Genomic DNA, 19,099 nt, shown 5'->3' with positions numbered 1-19,099 from the left:
TTTGAAGATAACGATTACCCTGAAGGATGGATAGAACACATGAACTTACATGAATATCAGGCCAAACAGCTGTTTGCCCGGTATGGCTTACCGGCTCCGGTGGGTTATGCCTGTACTACCCCGCGTGAAGCAGAAGAAGCCGCATCTAAAATCGGTTCCGGCCCGTGGGTAGTTAAATGTCAGGTTCACGCTGGTGGCCGTGGTAAAGCGGGCGGTGTGAAGGTTGTTAAGAGCAAAGAAGAGATTCGTGCGTTTGCTGAACATTGGCTCGGCAAACGTCTGGTTACGTACCAGACAGACGCGAACGGCCAGCCGGTTAACCAGATCCTGGTTGAAGCGGCGACCGACATCGCGAAAGAGCTGTACCTGGGCGCGGTGGTTGACCGTAGCTCCCGTCGCGTGGTGTTCATGGCGTCTACCGAAGGCGGCGTGGAAATCGAAAAAGTGGCGGAAGAGACCCCGCACCTGATCCACAAAGTGGCTATCGATCCGCTGGCGGGCCCAATGCCTTACCAGGGTCGCGAGCTGGCGTTCAAGCTGGGCCTGGAAGGCAAGCTGGTTCAGCAGTTCACCAAGATCTTCATGGGTCTGGCGACCATCTTCCTGGAGCGCGATCTGGCGCTGATCGAGATCAACCCGCTGGTGATCACGACCCAGGGCGACCTGATCTGCCTCGACGGCAAGCTGGGCGCTGACGGCAACGCGCTGTTCCGCCAGCCGGATCTGCGCGAAATGCGCGACCAGTCTCAGGAAGACCCGCGTGAAGCGCAGGCGGCACAGTGGGAACTGAACTACGTGGCGCTGGACGGCAATATCGGCTGCATGGTTAACGGTGCGGGCCTGGCAATGGGCACCATGGACATCGTTAAGCTGCACGGCGGTGAGCCAGCAAACTTCCTCGACGTGGGCGGTGGCGCAACCAAAGAGCGCGTAACCGAAGCGTTCAAAATCATTCTCTCCGACGACAACGTGAAGGCCGTTCTGGTTAACATCTTCGGCGGTATCGTCCGTTGCGACCTGATCGCCGACGGTATCATCGGCGCGGTAGAAGAAGTGGGTGTTAACGTTCCGGTGGTTGTGCGTCTGGAAGGTAACAACGCTGAACTCGGCGCGAAAAAACTGGCTGACAGCGGCCTGAATATTATTGCAGCGAAAAGTCTGACGGATGCAGCTCAGCAGGTTGTTGCCGCAGTGGAGGGGAAATAATGTCAGTTTTAATTAATAAAGATACCAAGGTTATCTGCCAGGGCTTCACCGGTAGCCAGGGGACTTTCCACTCCGAACAGGCGATTGCCTACGGCACGCAGATGGTTGGCGGCGTAACGCCAGGTAAAGGCGGCACCACCCACCTGGGCCTGCCGGTGTTCAACACCGTGCGTGAAGCCGTAGAAGCGACGGGCGCAACCGCGACCGTGATCTACGTTCCGGCGCCGTTCTGCAAAGACTCTATTCTGGAAGCGATCGACGCAGGCATCAAACTGATCATCACCATCACTGAAGGCATCCCGACGCTGGATATGCTGACCGTGAAGGTGAAGCTGGATGAAGCCGGCGTGCGCATGATCGGCCCGAACTGCCCAGGCGTTATCACCCCGGGCGAATGCAAAATCGGCATCATGCCGGGCCACATTCACAAGCCGGGTAAAGTGGGCATCGTGTCCCGTTCCGGTACCCTGACCTATGAAGCGGTTAAGCAGACCACCGACTACGGTTTCGGCCAGTCCACCTGTGTGGGCATCGGCGGTGACCCGATCCCGGGCTCTAACTTCATAGACATCCTGAAGCTGTTCCAGGAAGATCCACAGACCGAAGCGATCGTGATGATCGGTGAGATCGGCGGTAGCGCGGAAGAAGAAGCGGCTGCTTATATCAAAGAACACGTGACCAAGCCAGTTGTGGGTTACATCGCGGGTGTGACCGCGCCGAAAGGCAAGCGTATGGGTCACGCAGGCGCGATCATCGCCGGGGGTAAGGGTACGGCTGATGAGAAATTCGCAGCGCTGGAAGCCGCAGGCGTGAAGACCGTTCGCAGCCTGGCGGATATCGGCGAAGCACTGAAATCCATCATTAAGTAAGTCCTCTCTGCGCCCTGGATGGGGCGCGTTGAAATAAAAAAATGTCCGTTTCGACATGGTTGGCCGCTGTAAAGCGGCCTTTTTTATTGCCTGCGTTTGGCAACGAGAGTGAACTTGTAATCGTCGGTATTGAACACGTTGCGGCTGTATTCAAATACCCGTCCGTCCTTCAGAAACCCGCGGGAGACTTTTTCCAGGATCGGCTTTGCCGGATCGAGAGACAGCGCGGCGATCGCCTCCTCTGATGGCATGATCGGCACCAGCTCCTGCTCGCTGCGATCGATAACCAGCTTTTTGAGCTGCTCAACGTAGTGGTATTTCGAATTCTCCATCACTTCCCAGGTGAGGTCGGGGAACATTGCCAGCGGCATCCACGTTTCTTCCAGATTCACCGGTTTTTGTTTGATAAAGCGGACGCGTTTGACGTGCCAGACTTTATCGTCATGAGAGAGATTCAGCTTTTCGGCTAGTTTTGCATCGGCTTTCAGCACTTCGAAAATGCTCACCTCGCTGTGAGTATCCACATTTCGGTCCGCCAGCTTTTCGTAAAAACCGGTTAGCTGGTAAATGTCGTAATTGACGCGCTCTTCTTTTACGTAGGTGCCGCTGCCCTGAATGCTCTCGACGATCTGCTCTTCCGTAAGCAGCTTTAGCGCCTGTCTCACCGTTACGCGGCTAACGTTGAACGCCTCCTGAAGGCTGGATTCCGTCGGTAACGCATCGCCAGGTTTTAACTCACCCGCATTAATTTTCTCGCGAAGCGCATCGGCTATCTGCCGGTACATCGGTTTGTTACCCATAGAATCCGCCTTTCTAATACCTTTTCACGGAATTATGCCTTCAGCTTATAATTTGTAAATAATACAATTTAAATACAAATTTTCGTTGTTAGTGAAAATGATCACATAAATGTATTGTTTGGCCTGCCACAATTGCCGCCAGACAATAACAACTTACGTGTGAGGATCTTATGAACCTGACGACTCTGACCCACCCCAGCGCTGTCTGCGTGCAGGCGCACTATGCCAGCCGTGATGAGGCCATTCGCCAGCTTACGATGCGGCTGGTGGCGCTGGGCAAAATTACCGATGGCGATGCATTTCTGGCGGAGGTCTACCGTCGTGAATCTCAGGGGCCAACCGCACTGGGGGAGGGACTGGCTGTCCCGCACGGTAAATCGGGCGCGGTGAACGAAGCGGCTTTTGCGGTTGCTACGTTAAGCGAACCGCTGGCGTGGGACGGGGTGGACGGCCCGGAAAACGTTGAGCTGATCGTCCTGCTTGCTATCCCGCCTGCCGAAGCGGGATCCACGCATATCCAGGTGCTGACGGCGCTGACGTCTCGCCTGGCCGATGATGCCCTCCGGGAACGCGTTATGGCTGCAGAGACGGCAGAGGATCTGCTTGATGCGCTGAACGGTGCCTCGCAGGAAGACGAGGTTGCCACACTGGTGAATGCACCAACCGTCATCTGCGTCACCGCCTGTCCGGCCGGGATTGCCCATACCTATATGGCCGCAGAGTACCTGGAAAAAGCGGGACGTAAGCTCGGCGTCAACGTGGTGGTCGAAAAGCAGGGGGCGAACGGCATTGAAGGGCGCATTACTGCCCAGCAGCTGCAGGAGGCGAAAGCGTGCATTTTTGCCGCAGAAGTGGCGATCAAAGAGAGCGAGCGCTTTCAGGGGATCCCCGCCATTTCCGTGCCCGTCGTGGAACCCCTGCGCCATGCTGAAGCGCTGATTGCGCGCGCGCTGGCGCTAAAGCCCTCCACCGATGCGCGCCGTGCGCAGGGCGATCACGAAACAAAAAAGAGCGTTAAAACTGAACTCAAGCAGGCGCTTCTCAGCGGCATCTCTTTTGCGGTGCCGCTGATCGTCGCCGGCGGTACGGTGCTGGCCGTGTCGGTACTGCTGGCGCAAATCCTGGGCCTGCAGCACCTCTTTGACCAGGAAAACTCGTGGCTGTGGATGTACCGAAAGCTTGGCGGCGGCATGCTCGGCATTTTGATGGTCCCTGTTCTGGCAGCCTATACCGCTTACTCGCTGGCGGATAAACCCGCGCTGACCCCGGGCTTTGCGGCCGGTCTGGCGGCCAATATGATCGGCTCCGGTTTTCTCGGCGCTATCGTCGGCGGGCTGATCGCAGGTTACCTGATGCGCTGGGTGAAAAACCACATCCGGCTCAGTAGCCGCTACAACGGCTTTTTGACGTTTTATCTCTATCCGGTGATTGGCGTGCTGGGCGCGGGCAGCCTGATGCTGTTTGTTATCGGCGAACCGGTGGCCTGGCTCAATAACACGCTCACCGTCTGGCTTAACGGTCTGTCCGGCGCGAATGCGCTGCTTCTCGGGGCGATCCTCGGGTTTATGTGCTCATTCGATTTGGGTGGCCCGGTCAACAAAGCCTCCTACGCGTTCTGCCTGGGGGCGATGGCGAACGGGGTATACGGTCCCTATGCCATCTTTGCCTCCGTCAAAATGGTATCGGCCTTCACCGTCACGGCGTCAACGTTGCTGGCACCGAAACTGTTTAAACCCTTTGAAATTGAAACCGGTAAATCCACCTGGCTGCTCGGCCTCGCGGGCATTACCGAAGGGGCGATTCCGATGGCGATTGAAGATCCGCTTCGCGTGATTGGCTCATTTGTGCTCGGCTCCATGGTAACAGGCGCGATTGTCGGCGCGATGGGGATCGGGTTGTCCACGCCGGGGGCCGGTATTTTCTCTCTCTTTTTACTTCACGATGCCGGGTTGGGCGGTGTGGCTGCGGCGGCGGGCTGGTTTGGCGCGGCGCTGGTGGGTACCGCCATCTCCACCTTTGTTCTGCTGCTCTGGCGGCGCCAGGCGGTGAAAAAGGGTAACTACGTCACTGAAGACGCCATACCGTAACAACGCACAAACAGGAAACGAAGATGAAAGCTGTATCTCGCGTTCATATCACGCCGCATATGCACTGGGACCGTGAGTGGTACTTTACCACCGAAGAGTCGCGTATTCTTCTGGTCAATAATATGGAAGAGATCCTGACCCGCCTGGAGCAGGATGACGAGTATAAATATTATGTCCTCGATGGACAGACGGCGGTGCTGGAGGATTATTTTGCCGTCGTGCCTGAAAACCGCTCGCGGGTGAAGGCGCTTGTGGCGCGCGGAAAGCTGATTATCGGCCCCTGGTATACCCAGACCGATACCACAATTGTCAGCGGCGAGTCGATTGTCCGCAACCTGATGTACGGCATGCGCGACTGTATGGCGTTCGGCGAGCCGATGAAGATCGGCTATCTGCCGGATTCATTTGGTATGTCCTGCCAGCTTCCGCATATCTATAACGGGTTTGGCATTACCCGCACGATGTTCTGGCGCGGCTGTTCTGAACGCCACGGGACCGACAAAACCGAGTTTCTCTGGCAGAGCCAGGACGGCAGCGAAGTGACGGCGCAGGTACTGCCGCTGGGCTACGCGATTGGTAAGTACTTACCGGAGGACGCAGACGGGCTGCGAAAACGGCTCGACGGCTATTTCGAGGTCCTGGAAAACGCCTCCGTCACCAAAGAGATTTTGCTGCCCAACGGTCATGACCAGATGCCGCTGCAGCAGAATATTTTCGCGGTGATGGATAAGCTTCGTGAAATCTATCCCCAGCGTCAATTTGTGATGAGCCGGTTCGAAGAGGTGTTTGATTATATCGACGCGCACCGCGACGAGCTGGCGACGCTGAAAGGGGAGTTTATCGACGGGAAATACATGCGTGTGCACCGCACTATTGGTTCTACACGGATGGACATCAAAATTGCGCACGCCCGGATTGAGAACAAAATCGTCAATATTCTCGAGCCGCTGGCGGCGCTTGCCTGGACGCTGGGCTTCGACTACCACCACGGCCTGCTGGAGAAGATGTGGAAAGAGATCCTCAAAAACCACGCTCACGACAGCATCGGCTGCTGCTGCAGCGATAAGGTGCACCGCGAGATTGTCTCCCGCTTTGAGCTGGCTGAGGACATGGCAGACAACCTGGCGCGCTTCTATATGCGCAAGATCGTCGACAACATGCCGCAAAGCGACGCCGATAAGCTGGTGATGTTCAACCTGATGCCATGGCCGCGTGAAGAGGTGATGAACACCACGATTCGACTGCGCGCCAGCCGGTTCCGTCTGCGGGATGACAAAGGCAACGAGATCCCCTATTTCATCCGCAGCGCGCGCGAGCTCGACCCGGGCCTCATTGACCGGCAGATTGTTCACTACGGCAATTACGAGCCGTTTATGGAGTTTGATATTCAGCTCAGCCAGATACTGCCGTCAATGGGCTACCGTACGCTGTATATCGAGCCGAACGTGGCCGGGAAGGTGCTCCCGGCGGTGAAAAACACCGAATCCTTGCTTGAAAATGCCTTCTGGCAGATTGACTTAAATGACGACGGCACGCTGTGCCTGCGTGATAAAGAAACCGGGCTTATTTATGACCGCGTACTGGAAATCGAAGAGAGCTCGGACGATGGCGACGAGTACGACTACTCGCCTTCCCGGGAAGAGTGGAGGCTCACTTCGGCGCAGGGTGAGCATGAGGTTGAGCTCACGCACGAAGGCTTGCAGAGCAGGGCGACTATCCGCCATCGAATCGCCGTTCCGGCGAACCTGGCCGAACGCGCGGCGCGTCAGCGAAACGGCTCTCTCAGCGTGGAGTTTGACGTCACGCTTAGCCATAACAGCAGGCGTATTGATGTCGCCGTGCGTCTGGATAACCAGGCCAACGACCACCGCGTTCGCGTACTGATCCCAACGCCGTTTATGACAGAGGACGTGTTAGCGGATACGCAGTTTGGCTCGCTCACTCGCCCGGTGCAGGACGCGGCGATGGCGACCTGGGAGGAGGAGGGCTGGAAAGAAGCGCCGGTTCCCGTCTGGAATTTACTCAACTATGCCGTCCTGCAGGAAAAGCGAAACGGGCTGGCGCTCTTCACCGAGGGACTGCGCGAGTTTGAAGTGGTGGGCAATGACAAAAAAGCATTCGCCTTAACCTTGTTGCGCGGCGTGGGACTGCTCGGGAAAGAGGATTTGCTGTTGCGTCCAGGCAGGCCTTCGGGGATCAAAATGCCTGTTCCTGACTCTCAGGTGCGCGGACCGTTAACCTGTCGCTTTAGCCTCTTCAGCTTCAGCGGTACGCCGGAAAACGCGGGCGTCGCACAGCAGGCTAAATCGTGGTTAACGCCGGTGCAGTGCTATAACAAAATTCCCTGGGATGCGATGAAACTGAATCGCGCGTCGTTTATCACGCCGGAAAGTTACAGCCTGCTAGCGCTTTCGCCAACGGGATGCGTGCTCAGTGCGATCAAAAAGGCGGAAGATCGTGATGAGCTCATTCTCCGCCTGTTCAATCCTTCGGCGTCCAGCGCATGTGACACGACGTTAACCATGAGTCCGACGGTTAAACGGTGGCGCGAAACGGACATGAACGAACGGATAATGGAGCGGTGTGGAGAAGAGGGCATTGTCGGGGCATTCAGGCCGGGGCAGTCGCGAACCTTTAGTATTCTTTTCGCCTGAACCCGTGATACACAAAAGGCTGCAGAGAAGGCGGCCTTTTTTCATTAAATAGTCACACAGTGGTGTTAACTTACGGGGTGTCTAAAGTAAATTAAATGTAATTTCGGAGGGTTGCATAACTGCAATGGAAAAATAACCTGGCCCGACTACTCTTTATTGTTTGCCCCTCGTTGAAATGTCGCTTTCTTTCGCGTTAATTAAAATCACTTATGTTTATATTTTGTCCCGTCTTCGATAACCAATCTCATCTTTGCATGCACATATCATTAACATGGTTTTTACCATTCTCACCATGTTTAAACATGGTTAACATCAATGGTTGTTTTTGATTTAAATCAAAGTTTAATCCTTGGAAAAACCCATCAAAAGGCGCTAAATTGTCCCCGATCAAAATGGCTGAAAAGTGGTAATTTTGCTATAAATTGATCGTCGTCGAAAAACGTAAATGTGATTCAATAAAAACCTGTTTATTGTAAGGGTTTTGCAGCGTATTATATTTGCGGGACCAATTTGAGTTTTTTATTAACCTATTTGTAACCTGACGTCATCGTTTTTATCCTTCTCCAGGGTAATAACGACGACAAGGATGCGAATAATTTGTATTGGGGCATGCGTGTGGATCTCTCTCTGACGGGGTTCACTCTCGGAGTCTTCATGCGATGAGCAAGGAGTCATAATGTTAGACGTAGTCGAACTGTCGCGCTTACAGTTTGCCTTGACCGCGATGTACCACTTCCTGTTTGTGCCGCTGACGCTCGGTATGGCGTTCCTGCTGGCGATCATGGAAACGGTTTACGTCCTCTCCGGCAAACAGATTTATAAAGATATGACCAAGTTCTGGGGCAAGTTGTTCGGTATCAACTTTGCACTGGGCGTGGCAACCGGTCTGACCATGGAGTTCCAGTTCGGGACTAACTGGTCTTACTATTCCCACTATGTTGGGGATATCTTCGGTGCGCCGCTGGCCATTGAAGGTCTGATGGCCTTCTTCCTCGAATCCACCTTTGTAGGTCTGTTCTTCTTCGGTTGGGACCGTCTGGGTAAAGTCCAGCATATGGCGGTAACCTGGCTGGTGGCATTAGGCTCTAACCTGTCCGCGCTGTGGATCCTGGTGGCAAACGGCTGGATGCAGAACCCAATCGCGTCTGATTTCAACTTCGAAACCATGCGCATGGAGATGGTCAGCTTTGCTGAGCTGGTCCTGAACCCGGTTGCTCAGGTTAAATTCGTTCACACCGTGGCTTCTGGCTATGTGTGTGGTGCGATGTTCGTACTGGGTATCAGCTCTTACTACATGCTGCGCGGTCGTGACTTCGCTTTCGCAAAACGCTCCTTTGCTATCGCAGCAAGCTTCGGTATGGCAGCAATCCTCTCTGTTATCGTTCTCGGTGATGAATCCGGTTACGAAATGGGCGACGTGCAGAAAACCAAGCTGGCCGCTATTGAAGCCGAATGGGAAACCCAGCCGGCGCCTGCTGCCTTTACCCTGTTCGGTATTCCCGATCAGGAAGCGCAGGAAAACCGCTTCGCTATTCAAATTCCTTACGCTCTGGGTATTATCGCCACGCGCTCCGTCGACAAACAGGTGACTGGCCTGAAAGATCTGATGGTGCAGCATGAAGAGCGTATCCGCAACGGGATGAAAGCCTACTCGCTGCTGGAACAGCTGCGTGCCGGCTCTACCGACCAGGCCGTTCGCGATCAGTTTAACGACGTGAAGAAAGACCTGGGTTACGGTCTGCTGCTGAAGCGTTATACCCCGAACGTCTCTGACGCGACGGAAGCGCAGATTCAGATGGCAACCAAAGATTCTATTCCACGCGTTGCGCCTCTGTACTTCGCGTTCCGTATTATGGTGGGCTGCGGCATCATCATGCTGCTGATTATCGCGGCATCCTTCTGGTCCGTGATTCGCAACCGTATCGGTGAGAAAAAATGGCTGCTGCGCACCGCGCTGTACGGTATTCCTCTGCCGTGGATTGCCATCGAATCCGGCTGGTTTGTGGCGGAATATGGTCGTCAGCCATGGGCAATCGGTGAGGTGCTGCCGACGGCGGTAGCGAACTCGTCCCTGACAGCGGGTGACCTGATCTTCTCCATGCTGCTGATTTGCGGTCTGTACACCCTGTTCCTGGTGGCTGAACTGTTCCTGATGTTCAAGTTCGCGCGCCTTGGCCCAAGCAGCCTGAAAACCGGTCGCTATCACTACGAGCAGTCCACCGCGACTACTCAGCCGGCACGCTAAGACAGGAGTCATCAAATGATCGATTATGAAGTATTGCGTTTTATCTGGTGGCTGTTGATTGGCGTCCTGCTGATCGGTTTCGCGGTCACCGATGGTTTCGACATGGGTGTAGGGATGCTCACCCGTTTCCTCGGTCGTAATGACACCGAGCGTCGAATCATGATCAACTCCATCGCCCCTCACTGGGACGGTAACCAGGTGTGGCTGATCACCGCAGGTGGCGCGCTGTTCGCTGCCTGGCCGATGGTCTACGCGGCTGCGTTCTCCGGCTTCTACGTGGCGATGATTCTGGTGCTGGCGTCTTTATTCTTCCGTCCGGTAGGCTTCGACTACCGTTCCAAGATTGAAGATACCCGCTGGCGCAACATGTGGGACTGGGGCATCTTCATCGGTAGCTTCGTTCCGCCGCTGGTGATCGGCGTGGCGTTCGGTAACCTGCTGCAGGGCGTACCGTTCCACATCGATGAATACATGCGTCTTTACTACACCGGTAACTTCTTCCAGCTGCTGAATCCGTTTGGTCTGCTGGCAGGCGTTGTTAGCGTGGCGATGATCATTACTCAGGGCGCGACCTATCTGCAGATGCGTACCGTGGGTGAACTGCACCTGCGTTCCCGTGCAACGGCTCAGGTTGCGGCGCTGATCACGCTGGTTTGCTTCGCTCTGGCCGGTGTGTGGGTGGTGTACGGTATCGATGGTTACGTGGTGACGTCTGCGATCAACCATGTTGCGCCGTCTAACCCGCTGACGAAAGAAGTTGCGCGTCAGGCGGGCGCATGGCTGGTGAACTTCAACAATACTCCTGCTCTGTGGGCTATCCCGGCGCTGGGCGTACTGCTGCCGCTGCTGACCGTGTTGACGTCTCGTCTGGAGAAAGGCGCGCTGGCGTTCGTGTTCTCATCACTGACCCTGGCGTGCATCATCCTGACGGCAGGTATTGCGATGTTCCCATTCGTCATGCCATCCAGCACCATGATGAATGCTAGCCTGACCATGTGGGATGCAACGTCCAGCCATATGACGCTGAACCTGATGACCTATGTTGCCTGCGTGTTCGTTCCGATCGTTCTGGCCTACACCATCTGGTGTTACTGGAAAATGTTCGGTCGTATCACCAAAGAACATATCGAAAGCAACACCCACTCTATGTACTAAGTAAGGAGCTGAATATGTGGTATTTCGCATGGATTTTAGGGACGCTTCTTGCCTGTGCATTTGGTGTCATCACTGCCCTGGCGCTTGAGCACGTCGAAGCGACCAAAGCGGGTGAAGAAAAACACTGATGAATATTATCGCAACGTTATATGCGGTAATGGACAAGCGCCCGTTACGGGCGCTTTCTTTAGTGATGGCATTACTGCTGGCGGGCTGCATCTTCTGGGACCCGTCGCGCTTCGCGGCAAAGACTAGCGAACTTGAGATCTGGCACGGCTTCCTCATCATGTGGGCGGTGTGCGCAGGGGTCATTCACGGCGTGGGCTTTCGTCCGAAAGCCGTTCACTGGCAGGGAATTTTCTGCCCGCTGATTGCCGATTTGGTTCTCCTCGCTGGTTTGATTTTCTTCTTCTTCTGAATAAGAAATGTCCTATAACGATATGGGCTTACCCGAGCCCATAAAAATTTACTCTCCGTTTACTTTCTCCCATTCCAAACCATCATTCCCGCGCGTATAGTAGCGAAGTTTAAAAGCTCTAACTTTTGTTGCATTACTGGGATGTAAAGTGAATACAACGCTGTTTCGATGGCCGGTTCGTGTCTATTACGAAGATACCGATGCCGGTGGTGTGGTCTACCACGCCAGCTACGTTGCTTTTTATGAACGGGCACGCACAGAGATGCTGCGCCATCATCACTTTAGTCAACAGGTGCTGTTGGCTGAGCGAGTTGCCTTTGTGGTACGCAAGATGACGCTTGAGTATTTTGCGCCTGCCAGACTCGACGATATGCTCGAAGTCCAAACTGAAATTACATCAATGCGCGGGACCTCACTGGTTTTCACGCAGCGGATAGTCAATGCAGAGAACACCGTACTGAACTCAGCTGAAGTACTGATTGTCTGTGTTGATCCAACCATAATGAAGCCTCGTGCGCTTCCTAAGTCTATTGTCGCGGAGTTTAAGCAGTGACTGACATGAATATCCTTGATTTGTTCCTGAAGGCTAGCCTTCTGGTTAAACTTATCATGTTGATTTTGATTGGTTTTTCAATCGCATCCTGGGCCATCATCATCCAGAGAACGCGTATTCTTAATGCCGCTGGCCGTGAAGCCGAAGCGTTTGAAGACAAGTTCTGGTCGGGTATCGAACTTTCTCGTCTGTACCAGGAAAGCCAGGGGCGCCGTGATAATCTTTCAGGCTCCGAGCAAATTTTCTATAGCGGATTCAAAGAGTTTGCCCGCTTACATCGCGCGAATAACCACGCGCCGGAAGCGGTAGTAGAAGGTGCGTCGCGTGCGATGCGCATTTCCATGAACCGCGAACTGGAAACCCTTGAGACGCACATTCCGTTCCTCGGCACTGTGGGTTCCATCAGCCCGTATATCGGTCTGTTTGGTACCGTGTGGGGGATCATGCATGCCTTTATCGCGTTAGGCGCGGTGAAGCAGGCGACGTTGCAGATGGTTGCGCCGGGTATCGCTGAAGCACTGATTGCGACCGCTATCGGTCTGTTTGCGGCAATCCCGGCGGTTATGGCTTACAACCGTCTGAACCAGCGCGTGAACAAACTGGAACTGAACTACGACAACTTTATGGAAGAGTTCACCGCGATTCTGCACCGTCAGGCGTTTACCAGTACCGAGAGCAACAAGGGGTAAACCATGGCCAGATCGCGTGGACGAGGTCGTCGCGAGCTCAAGTCCGAAATTAACATCGTTCCACTGCTGGACGTACTGCTGGTACTGCTGCTGATCTTCATGGCGACAGCGCCCATCATTACCCAGAGCGTGGAAGTTGATCTGCCGGATGCGACAGAATCACAGGCGGTAAGCACCAATGACGATCCTCCGGTCATCATTGAGGTTTCCGGTGTAGGGCAGTACAGCGTCGTGGTCGAGAAAGATCGTATGGATCAACTGCCGCCCGAGCAGGTTATTGCTGAAGCGCAGCGACGCCTGGAGTCAAATCCGAAAACGGTCTTCTTAATCGGTGGCGCGAAAGACGTGCCTTACGATGAAATTATTAAAGCGCTGAACTTGCTACATAGCGCGGGCGTTAAGTCTGTTGGCTTAATGACTCAGCCTATTTGATCATCTGCGTAGTTTTTGGGAACCGATAGTGTCAAAGGCAACCGAACAGAACGACAAGCTTAAGCGAGCGATAATCGTCTCCGCAGTGCTGCACGTTATTCTTTTTGCAGCGCTGATCTGGAGTTCGTTCGACGAGCACATTGATACATCAGCTGGCGGCGGTGGGGGATCTTCCATCGATGCCGTCATGGTGGATCCCGGTGCGGTAGTGCAGAACTATAATCGTCAGCAACAGCAGCAGGCGAGCGCAAAACGTGCTGAAGAGCAGCGTGAAAAACAGGCGCAACAGCAAGCGGAAGAACTGCGTGAAAAGCAGGCCGCGGAGCAGGAGCGTCTGAAGCAGCTTGAGAAAGAGCGTTTGCAGGCGCAGGAAGCGGCGAAAGAGCAGGCTGAGCAGCAGAAACAGGCTGAAGCCGCAGCGAAGAAAGCGCAAGAACAGCAGAAGCAGGCGGAGGAGGCTGCGGCCAAAGCCGCTGCGGATGCGAAAGCACAGGCTGATGCGCAGGCTAAATTAGCCGCAGACGCTGCGAAGAAAGCGGCTGCTGACGCACAGAAGAAAGCTGAAGCGGAAGCCGCGAAAAAAGCCGCTGCCGATGCTCAGAAGAAAGCAGAAGCGGAAGCCGCGAAGAAAGCCGCTGCTGATGCTCAGAAGAAAGCAGAAGCGGAAGCCGCGAAGAAAGCCGCTCAGGAAGCAGAGAAGAAAGCTGCAGCCGAGGCGGCGAAGAAAGCGGCTGCTGCCGAGAAAGCCGCAGCAGAAAAAGCGGCCGCCGCTGAAAAAGCCGCAGCCGATAAAAAAGCTGCAGCCGCGAAGGCCGCTGCCGATAAGAAAGCAGCCGCCGAAAAAGCCGCTGCGAAAAAGGCTGCTGCTGCTGAAAAAGCTGCCGCTGCTGCAGGCGTTGACGATCTGCTGGGCGATCTCAGTTCAGGTAAGAATGCACCGAAAACGGGTGGCGGAGCGAAAGGAAACAACGCAGCGCCGTCTGGAAGTGGTAACACTAAGAGTAACGGAGCATCAGGCGCTGAAATCAACGGTTATGCCGCGCAGATTAAATCCGCTATCGAAAGCCGGTTTTATGATGCGTCTTCCTACACCGGTAAAACGTGTACGCTGCGTATAAAACTGGCGCCGGATGGGATGCTGCTCGATATTCAGTCTGAAGGTGGCGATCCAGCCTTATGTACTGCAGCACTGGCTGCAGCGCGTCAGGCGAAGATGCCAAAACCGCCTTCTCAGGCCGTGTATGAAGTCTTTAAAAATGCGCCACTGGACTTCAAACCTTAAGTTACATTTTCCCCGTGCAAACGGGGGAAAATAGACCAGGTTTAGTCACAGGGTTCAGGTAGTTTTGTCTATTTGAGTTTGTTAACATTCTGCTAAATTATCGTGGGTAAGGTTACCCAGATAAGGGAGATATGATGAAGCAGGCATTACGTGTAGCATTTAGTTTTTTAATGCTGTGGGCAGCTGTGCTGCATGCAGAAGTACGTATCGAGATCACCCAGGGGGTGGACTCGGCGCGCCCAATCGGCGTTGTTCCGTTCCAGTGGGCTGGCCCGGGTGCGGCGCCTGAAGACATCGGCGGCATTGTAGCCGCTGACCTGCGTAACAGCGGCAAATTCAACCCATTAGATCGTTCTCGCCTGCCACAGCAGCCGGGTACCGCGCAGGAAGTACAGCCTGCGGCGTGGTCTGCGCTGGGTATTGATGCGGTTGTGGTCGGTCAGGTAACGCCTGCCCCAGACGGCGGCTATAACGTGGCTTATCAGCTGGTCGATACCGGCGGTGCGCCTGGTACCGTTCTGGCTCAGAACACTTATAAAGTGAACAAGCAGTGGCTGCGCTATGCGGGTCACACCGCAAGTGACGAAGTGTTTGAGAAGCTGACCGGTATTAAAGGTGCATTCCGTACCCGTATCGCTTACGTGGTTCAGACCAACGGCGGCCAGTTCCCTTATGAGCTGCGCGTCTCTGACTACGATGGCTACAACCAGTTCACCGTTCACCGTTCTCCACAGCCGCTGATGTCTCCGGCGTGGTCTCCTGACGGTTCCAAACTGGCCTACGTAACCTTCGAAAGCGGTCGTTCTGCGCTGGTTATCCAGACGCTGTCTAACGGTGCCGTGCGTCAGGTTGCGTCGTTCCCACGTCACAACGGTGCGCCTGCGTTCTCTCCGGATGGCTCAAAACTGGCCTTTGCCCTGTCTAAAACCGGTAGCCTGAACCTGTACGTGATGGATATCGGCTCTGGTCAAATCCGTCAGGTGACGGACGGTCGTAGCAACAACACCGAACCAACCTGGTTCCCGGACAGCCAGAACCTGGCCTTCACGTCCGACCAGGCAGGTCGTCCACAAGTTTATAAAGTGAATATCAACGGCGGAGCGCCGCAGCGTATTACCTGGGAAGGTTCTCAGAACCAGGATGCTGACGTCAGTGCCGATGGTAAAACGATGGTAATGGTCAGTTCTGCGGGTGGTCAGCAGCACATTGCCAAACAAGATCTGGTAACGGGTGGCGTGCAAGTTCTCTCGTCAACGTTCCTGGATGAAACGCCAAGTCTGGCACCTAACGGCACGATGGTAATCTACAGCTCTTCTCAGGGGATGGGATCTGTGCTGAATCTGGTTTCTACAGATGGGCGTTTCAAAGCGCGTATTCCGGCAACTGATGGACAGGTAAAATCACCTGCCTGGTCGCCGTATCTGTAAATAATAATTAATTGATTACTAAAGGAATCTTAGAAATGCAACTGAACAAAGTGCTGAAGGGGCTGATGATCGCTCTGCCTGTAATGGCAATCGCAGCGTGTTCTTCTAACAAGAACGCAAGCAATGACCAGAGCGGTGAAGGCATGATGGGTGCCGGCACCGGTATGGACGCTAACGGCAATGGCAACATGTCTTCTGAAGAGCAAGCGCGTCTTCAGATGCAGCAGCTGCAGCAGAACAACATCGTTTACTTCGATCTGGATAAATACGACATCCGTTCTGATTTCGCTGCGATGCTGGATGCTCACGCTAACTTCCTGCGTAGCAACCCGTCTTACAAAGTCACCGTAGAAGGTCACGCGGACGAACGTGGTACTCCAGAGTACAACATCTCCCTGGGTGAACGTCGTGCTAACGCTGTTAAAATGTACCTGCAGGGTAAAGGCGTTTCTGCTGACCAGATCTCCATCGTTTCTTACGGTAAAGAAAAACCTGCAGTACTGGGTCACGACGAAGCGGCTTACTCCAAAAACCGTCGTGCCGTACTGGTTTACTAAGAGAATGGCATGAGCAGTAACTTCAGACATCATCTCATGAGTCTGTCGTTACTGGTTGGAATAGCGGCCCCCTGGGCCGCTTTTGCTCAGGCACCAATCAGTAGTGTCGGCTCAGGCTCGGTAGAAGACCGGGTCACTCAACTCGAGCGTATTTCTAACGCTCACAGTCAGCTTTTAACCCAACTCCAGCAGCAGCTTTCCGATAACCAAAATGATATTGACTCTCTCCGCGGCCAGATCCAGGAAAGCCAGTATCAGTTGAACCAGGTTGTGGAACGCCAGAAGCAGATCTTGCTGCAGATGGACAGCCTGAGTAGCGGTGGTGCAGCAGCACAGCCAGCTGCGGGCGACCAAAGCGGTGCGGCGACAGCGACACCTGCTCCGACAGCAGATGCGCCAGCCTCTTCAGGCGCGCCTGTACAGAGCGGTGACGCGAATACTGACTACAACGCGGCTATCGCCCTGGTACAGGATAAATCTCGCCAGGACGACGCTATCGTTGCGTTTCAGAACTTCGTGAAGAAGTACCCTGATTCCACTTATCAGCCAAATGCGAACTACTGGCTCGGTCAGCTGAATTACAACAAGGGTAAAAAGGACGATGCGGCGTTTTATTTTGCCTCAGTGGTGAAAAATTACCCGAAATCGCCAAAAGCGCCGGATGCGATGTATAAAGTCGGCGTGATCATGCAGGACAAAGGTGACACTGCGAAGGCCAAAGCAGTGTATCAGCAGGTTGTCACAAAATTCCCGGGTACCGAAGGTGCCAAACAGGCGCAAAAACGTCTGAGTTCGATGGGATGATTATCGCATGACCAGAAATCGCGTTATTTCTGGTCGTGCCGCATGATTCGTAAGCAGTTAAGTGATCTTCATCGAAATTTTTGTTGCGCAGAATTCTTAAATCAGTAATATATGCCGCCGTTGCCACGGGATATCAAACAACGTGAAAACAGCGTAAAAGTGGGTCGTTAGCTCAGTTGGTAGAGCAGTTGACTTTTAATCAATTGGTCGCAGGTTCGAATCCTGCACGACCCACCACTTAACGCAAAACCAGTAGTACAGAGTGGGTGATTAGCTCAGTTGGTAGAGCATCTCCTTTACACGGAGGGGGTCGGCGGTTCGAGCCCGTCATCACCCACCACTCGGGTCGTTAGCTCAGTTGGTAGAGCAGTTGACTTTTAATCAATTGGTCGCAGGTTCGAATCCTGCACGACCCACCAATTTTATTGGTGCCGAGTGACAGTTCAGGCAACACCCGAATGGGTCGTTAGCTCAGTTGGTAGAGCAGTTGACTTTTAATCAATTGGTCGCAGGTTCGAATCCTGCACGACCCACCAGCCTGAATAAATTTGCAGTACATCCCGCAAGGGGTCGTTAGCTCAGTTGGTAGAGCAGTTGACTTTTAATCAATTGGTCGCAGGTTCGAATCCTGCACGACCCACCAGTGTAGAAAGGCGCCCTAAAGGCGCCTTTTTGCTATCTGTCTGTTGTGTAGGTCGGGTAAGGCGAAGCCGCCACCCGACAAATGCTATGCGCAGCTATTTCCGGTGACTTTTCACTCCAGATTCGCTATCTTGTTTAGTATACAAAACACAATTGCCACGCGTTTTGCTATGTCAGGCAAAAGAAAGGCAATATTGTTAAGCCAGTAAAACGAGAAGCCATAATGAGTGTGATGTTTGATCCCGAAGCCGCAATCTATCCGTTTCCGCCAAAGCCTGTCCCGCTGAGCCAGGATGAAAAGCAATTCTACCGCGAGAAGATCAAACGTCTTCTCAAAGAACGAGATGCGGTGATGGTGGCTCATTACTACACCGACCCGGAAATCCAGCAGCTGGCGGAAGAGACCGGCGGGTGTATTTCTGACTCACTGGAGATGGCGCGCTTCGGTGCAAAACATCCTGCTTCCACGCTGCTGGTCGCCGGCGTGCGCTTTATGGGGGAAACGGCAAAAATTCTCAGCCCGGAAAAAACAATTTTGATGCCGACGCTCAACGCAGAGTGTTCTCTCGATCTCGGCTGTCCTGTTGAGGAATTCACCGCGTTCTGCGATGCCCATCCTGACCGCACCGTGGTGGTCTATGCCAATACGTCTGCGGCGGTAAAAGCCCGCGCAGACTGGGTGGTGACCTCCAGCATCGCCGTTGAACTGATTGAACATCTGGATAGCCTGGGCGAGAAAATTATCTGGGCGCCTGACCGCCACCTCGGTAATTACGTTCAGAAGCAAACAGGCGCAGATGTTCTCTGCTGGCAGGGCGCGTGTATCGTTCACGACGAATTTAAGACTCAGGCGCTGACGCGTATGAAGGCGCTGTACCCGGAAGCGGCCATTCTGGTGCATCCAGAGTCGCCTCAGTCGATTGTCGATATGGCCGATGCGGTTGGCTCAACCAGCCAGCTTATCAACGCGGCCAGGACGCTGCCTCACAAGCAGCTTATCGTGGCTACCGATCGCGGTATTTTCTACAAAATGCAGCAGGCGGTGCCTGAAAAAGAGCTACTCGAAGCGCCAACCGCAGGCGAGGGGGCAACGTGCCGCAGCTGTGCACACTGCCCGTGGATGGCGATGAACGGCCTGAAAGCGATTGCCGAAGGGCTCGAGACGGGCGGGGCAGCGCATGAAATTCATGTTGATGCGGCGTTGCGGGAAGGTGCGTTAATTCCGCTTAACCGCATGCTGGATTTTGCGGCTACACTACGTACTTAACGTATTCAGAAC

The 19,099-nt window shown here is 54.2% G+C and carries 17 protein-coding genes and 5 tRNA genes; 21 read left to right on the top strand and 1 reads right to left on the bottom strand.

All coding sequences use genetic code 11. The features are described 5' to 3' along the window. The first annotated feature begins 39 nt into the window (after positions 1–39). Positions 40–1,206, top strand: coding sequence for an ADP-forming succinate--CoA ligase subunit beta (sucC, locus tag KK102_RS06235; RefSeq protein ID WP_006809579.1), 1,167 nt, complete (start codon positions 40–42; stop codon positions 1,204–1,206). Next, a complete protein-coding gene (gene sucD / locus KK102_RS06230; protein WP_008501094.1) occupies positions 1,206–2,075 on the top strand; it encodes a succinate--CoA ligase subunit alpha in 870 nt (289 codons plus the stop codon). Before sucC ends, sucD begins: the two co-directional genes overlap by 1 nt. An 83-nt stretch (positions 2,076–2,158) precedes the next feature. Here sucD and KK102_RS06225 read toward each other — a convergent pair whose 3' ends face one another. Then, a complete protein-coding gene (locus tag KK102_RS06225) occupies positions 2,159–2,875 on the bottom strand; it encodes a GntR family transcriptional regulator (RefSeq protein ID WP_216357204.1) in 717 nt (238 codons plus the stop codon). Positions 2,876–3,045: 170 nt separating this feature from the next. Here KK102_RS06225 and mngA point away from each other — a divergent pair, with 170 nt between their 5' ends. From mngA to nadA, 19 genes are all read left to right on the top strand, one after another. Further along, positions 3,046–4,962 (top strand): PTS 2-O-a-mannosyl-D-glycerate transporter subunit IIABC, encoded by a 1,917-nt coding sequence (mngA, locus tag KK102_RS06220; RefSeq protein ID WP_216357203.1) that lies wholly within the window; start codon positions 3,046–3,048, stop codon positions 4,960–4,962. A gap of 23 nt (positions 4,963–4,985) precedes the next feature. Continuing rightward, complete coding sequence (gene mngB, locus KK102_RS06215) at positions 4,986–7,616, top strand: mannosylglycerate hydrolase (protein ID WP_216357202.1); 2,631 nt, start codon at positions 4,986–4,988, stop codon at positions 7,614–7,616. A 676-nt stretch (positions 7,617–8,292) separates the two neighbouring features. After that, positions 8,293–9,861, top strand: coding sequence for a cytochrome ubiquinol oxidase subunit I (cydA, locus tag KK102_RS06210; protein WP_089598917.1), 1,569 nt, complete (start codon positions 8,293–8,295; stop codon positions 9,859–9,861). A gap of 15 nt (positions 9,862–9,876) precedes the next feature. After that, the gene (gene cydB, locus KK102_RS06205; RefSeq protein ID WP_216357201.1) at positions 9,877–11,016 is read left to right on the top strand and encodes a cytochrome d ubiquinol oxidase subunit II; all 1,140 of its coding nucleotides are present in this window, start codon (positions 9,877–9,879) and stop codon (positions 11,014–11,016) included. A 14-nt stretch (positions 11,017–11,030) separates the two neighbouring features. Next, positions 11,031–11,144, top strand: a complete 114-nt coding sequence (gene cydX / locus KK102_RS06200; protein WP_003858598.1) for a cytochrome bd-I oxidase subunit CydX — start codon at positions 11,031–11,033, stop codon at positions 11,142–11,144. Continuing rightward, positions 11,144–11,434: a cyd operon protein YbgE gene (gene ybgE / locus KK102_RS06195; protein WP_010428735.1), complete on the top strand. Its 291-nt coding sequence runs from the start codon at positions 11,144–11,146 to the stop codon at positions 11,432–11,434. The genes cydX and ybgE overlap by 1 nt, the downstream gene beginning before the upstream one ends. A 148-nt stretch (positions 11,435–11,582) precedes the next feature. Beyond that, positions 11,583–11,987, top strand: coding sequence for a tol-pal system-associated acyl-CoA thioesterase (gene ybgC / locus KK102_RS06190; RefSeq protein WP_003858593.1), 405 nt, complete (start codon positions 11,583–11,585; stop codon positions 11,985–11,987). Further along, positions 11,984–12,676: a Tol-Pal system protein TolQ gene (gene tolQ / locus KK102_RS06185; protein WP_089598919.1), complete on the top strand. Its 693-nt coding sequence runs from the start codon at positions 11,984–11,986 to the stop codon at positions 12,674–12,676. Before ybgC ends, tolQ begins: the two co-directional genes overlap by 4 nt. A 3-nt stretch (positions 12,677–12,679) precedes the next feature. Then, complete coding sequence (tolR, locus tag KK102_RS06180; RefSeq protein WP_003858589.1) at positions 12,680–13,108, top strand: colicin uptake protein TolR; 429 nt, start codon at positions 12,680–12,682, stop codon at positions 13,106–13,108. A gap of 28 nt (positions 13,109–13,136) precedes the next feature. After that, the gene (gene tolA / locus KK102_RS06175) at positions 13,137–14,390 is read left to right on the top strand and encodes a cell envelope integrity protein TolA (RefSeq protein ID WP_126544198.1); all 1,254 of its coding nucleotides are present in this window, start codon (positions 13,137–13,139) and stop codon (positions 14,388–14,390) included. 134 nt (positions 14,391–14,524) lie between these two features. Continuing rightward, positions 14,525–15,817, top strand: coding sequence for a Tol-Pal system beta propeller repeat protein TolB (gene tolB, locus KK102_RS06170; RefSeq protein ID WP_089598921.1), 1,293 nt, complete (start codon positions 14,525–14,527; stop codon positions 15,815–15,817). 35 nt (positions 15,818–15,852) lie between these two features. Further along, positions 15,853–16,374 (top strand): peptidoglycan-associated lipoprotein Pal, encoded by a 522-nt coding sequence (gene pal / locus KK102_RS06165; protein WP_003858578.1) that lies wholly within the window; start codon positions 15,853–15,855, stop codon positions 16,372–16,374. 9 nt (positions 16,375–16,383) lie between these two features. Beyond that, positions 16,384–17,178: a cell division protein CpoB gene (gene cpoB / locus KK102_RS06160; RefSeq protein ID WP_100165267.1), complete on the top strand. Its 795-nt coding sequence runs from the start codon at positions 16,384–16,386 to the stop codon at positions 17,176–17,178. A 161-nt stretch (positions 17,179–17,339) separates the two neighbouring features. Beyond that, positions 17,340–17,415 (top strand) — tRNA-Lys (locus tag KK102_RS06155). A gap of 27 nt (positions 17,416–17,442) precedes the next feature. Next, positions 17,443–17,518, top strand: a tRNA-Val gene (locus KK102_RS06150). 3 nt (positions 17,519–17,521) lie between these two features. Next, positions 17,522–17,597, top strand: a tRNA-Lys gene (locus KK102_RS06145). Between the two features lie 41 nt (positions 17,598–17,638). Next, positions 17,639–17,714: transfer RNA gene (locus KK102_RS06140), tRNA-Lys, on the top strand. Between the two features lie 31 nt (positions 17,715–17,745). Continuing rightward, positions 17,746–17,821: transfer RNA gene (locus KK102_RS06135), tRNA-Lys, on the top strand. Positions 17,822–18,043: 222 nt separating this feature from the next. Next, complete coding sequence (gene nadA, locus KK102_RS06130; RefSeq protein ID WP_109081185.1) at positions 18,044–19,087, top strand: quinolinate synthase NadA; 1,044 nt, start codon at positions 18,044–18,046, stop codon at positions 19,085–19,087. Positions 19,088–19,099: the final 12 nt, after the last annotated feature.

Origin of the sequence: Enterobacter quasimori (assembly GCF_018597345.1) — a bacterium.
Classification (GTDB): domain Bacteria; phylum Pseudomonadota; class Gammaproteobacteria; order Enterobacterales; family Enterobacteriaceae; genus Enterobacter; species Enterobacter mori.
The sequence above is the reverse complement of the archived record's forward strand: the minus strand, read 5'-3'. Positions and strand labels throughout refer to the sequence as shown.

What these genes read in the sequence shown, in the direction of transcription:
- sucC (WP_006809579.1), top strand. Translation starts at nt 40, where the DNA reads ATGAACTTACATGAATATCAGGCCAAACAGCTGTTTGCCCGGTATGGC.
- sucD (WP_008501094.1), top strand. Translation starts at nt 1,206, where the DNA reads ATGTCAGTTTTAATTAATAAAGATACCAAGGTTATCTGCCAGGGCTTC.
- KK102_RS06225 (WP_216357204.1), bottom strand. Translation starts at nt 2,875, where the DNA reads ATGGGTAACAAACCGATGTACCGGCAGATAGCCGATGCGCTTCGCGAG.
- mngA (WP_216357203.1), top strand. Translation starts at nt 3,046, where the DNA reads ATGAACCTGACGACTCTGACCCACCCCAGCGCTGTCTGCGTGCAGGCG.
- mngB (WP_216357202.1), top strand. Translation starts at nt 4,986, where the DNA reads ATGAAAGCTGTATCTCGCGTTCATATCACGCCGCATATGCACTGGGAC.
- cydA (WP_089598917.1), top strand. Translation starts at nt 8,293, where the DNA reads ATGTTAGACGTAGTCGAACTGTCGCGCTTACAGTTTGCCTTGACCGCG.
- cydB (WP_216357201.1), top strand. Translation starts at nt 9,877, where the DNA reads ATGATCGATTATGAAGTATTGCGTTTTATCTGGTGGCTGTTGATTGGC.
- cydX (WP_003858598.1), top strand. Translation starts at nt 11,031, where the DNA reads ATGTGGTATTTCGCATGGATTTTAGGGACGCTTCTTGCCTGTGCATTT.
- ybgE (WP_010428735.1), top strand. Translation starts at nt 11,144, where the DNA reads ATGAATATTATCGCAACGTTATATGCGGTAATGGACAAGCGCCCGTTA.
- tolR (WP_003858589.1), top strand. Translation starts at nt 12,680, where the DNA reads ATGGCCAGATCGCGTGGACGAGGTCGTCGCGAGCTCAAGTCCGAAATT.
- tolB (WP_089598921.1), top strand. Translation starts at nt 14,525, where the DNA reads ATGAAGCAGGCATTACGTGTAGCATTTAGTTTTTTAATGCTGTGGGCA.
- pal (WP_003858578.1), top strand. Translation starts at nt 15,853, where the DNA reads ATGCAACTGAACAAAGTGCTGAAGGGGCTGATGATCGCTCTGCCTGTA.
- cpoB (WP_100165267.1), top strand. Translation starts at nt 16,384, where the DNA reads ATGAGCAGTAACTTCAGACATCATCTCATGAGTCTGTCGTTACTGGTT.
- nadA (WP_109081185.1), top strand. Translation starts at nt 18,044, where the DNA reads ATGAGTGTGATGTTTGATCCCGAAGCCGCAATCTATCCGTTTCCGCCA.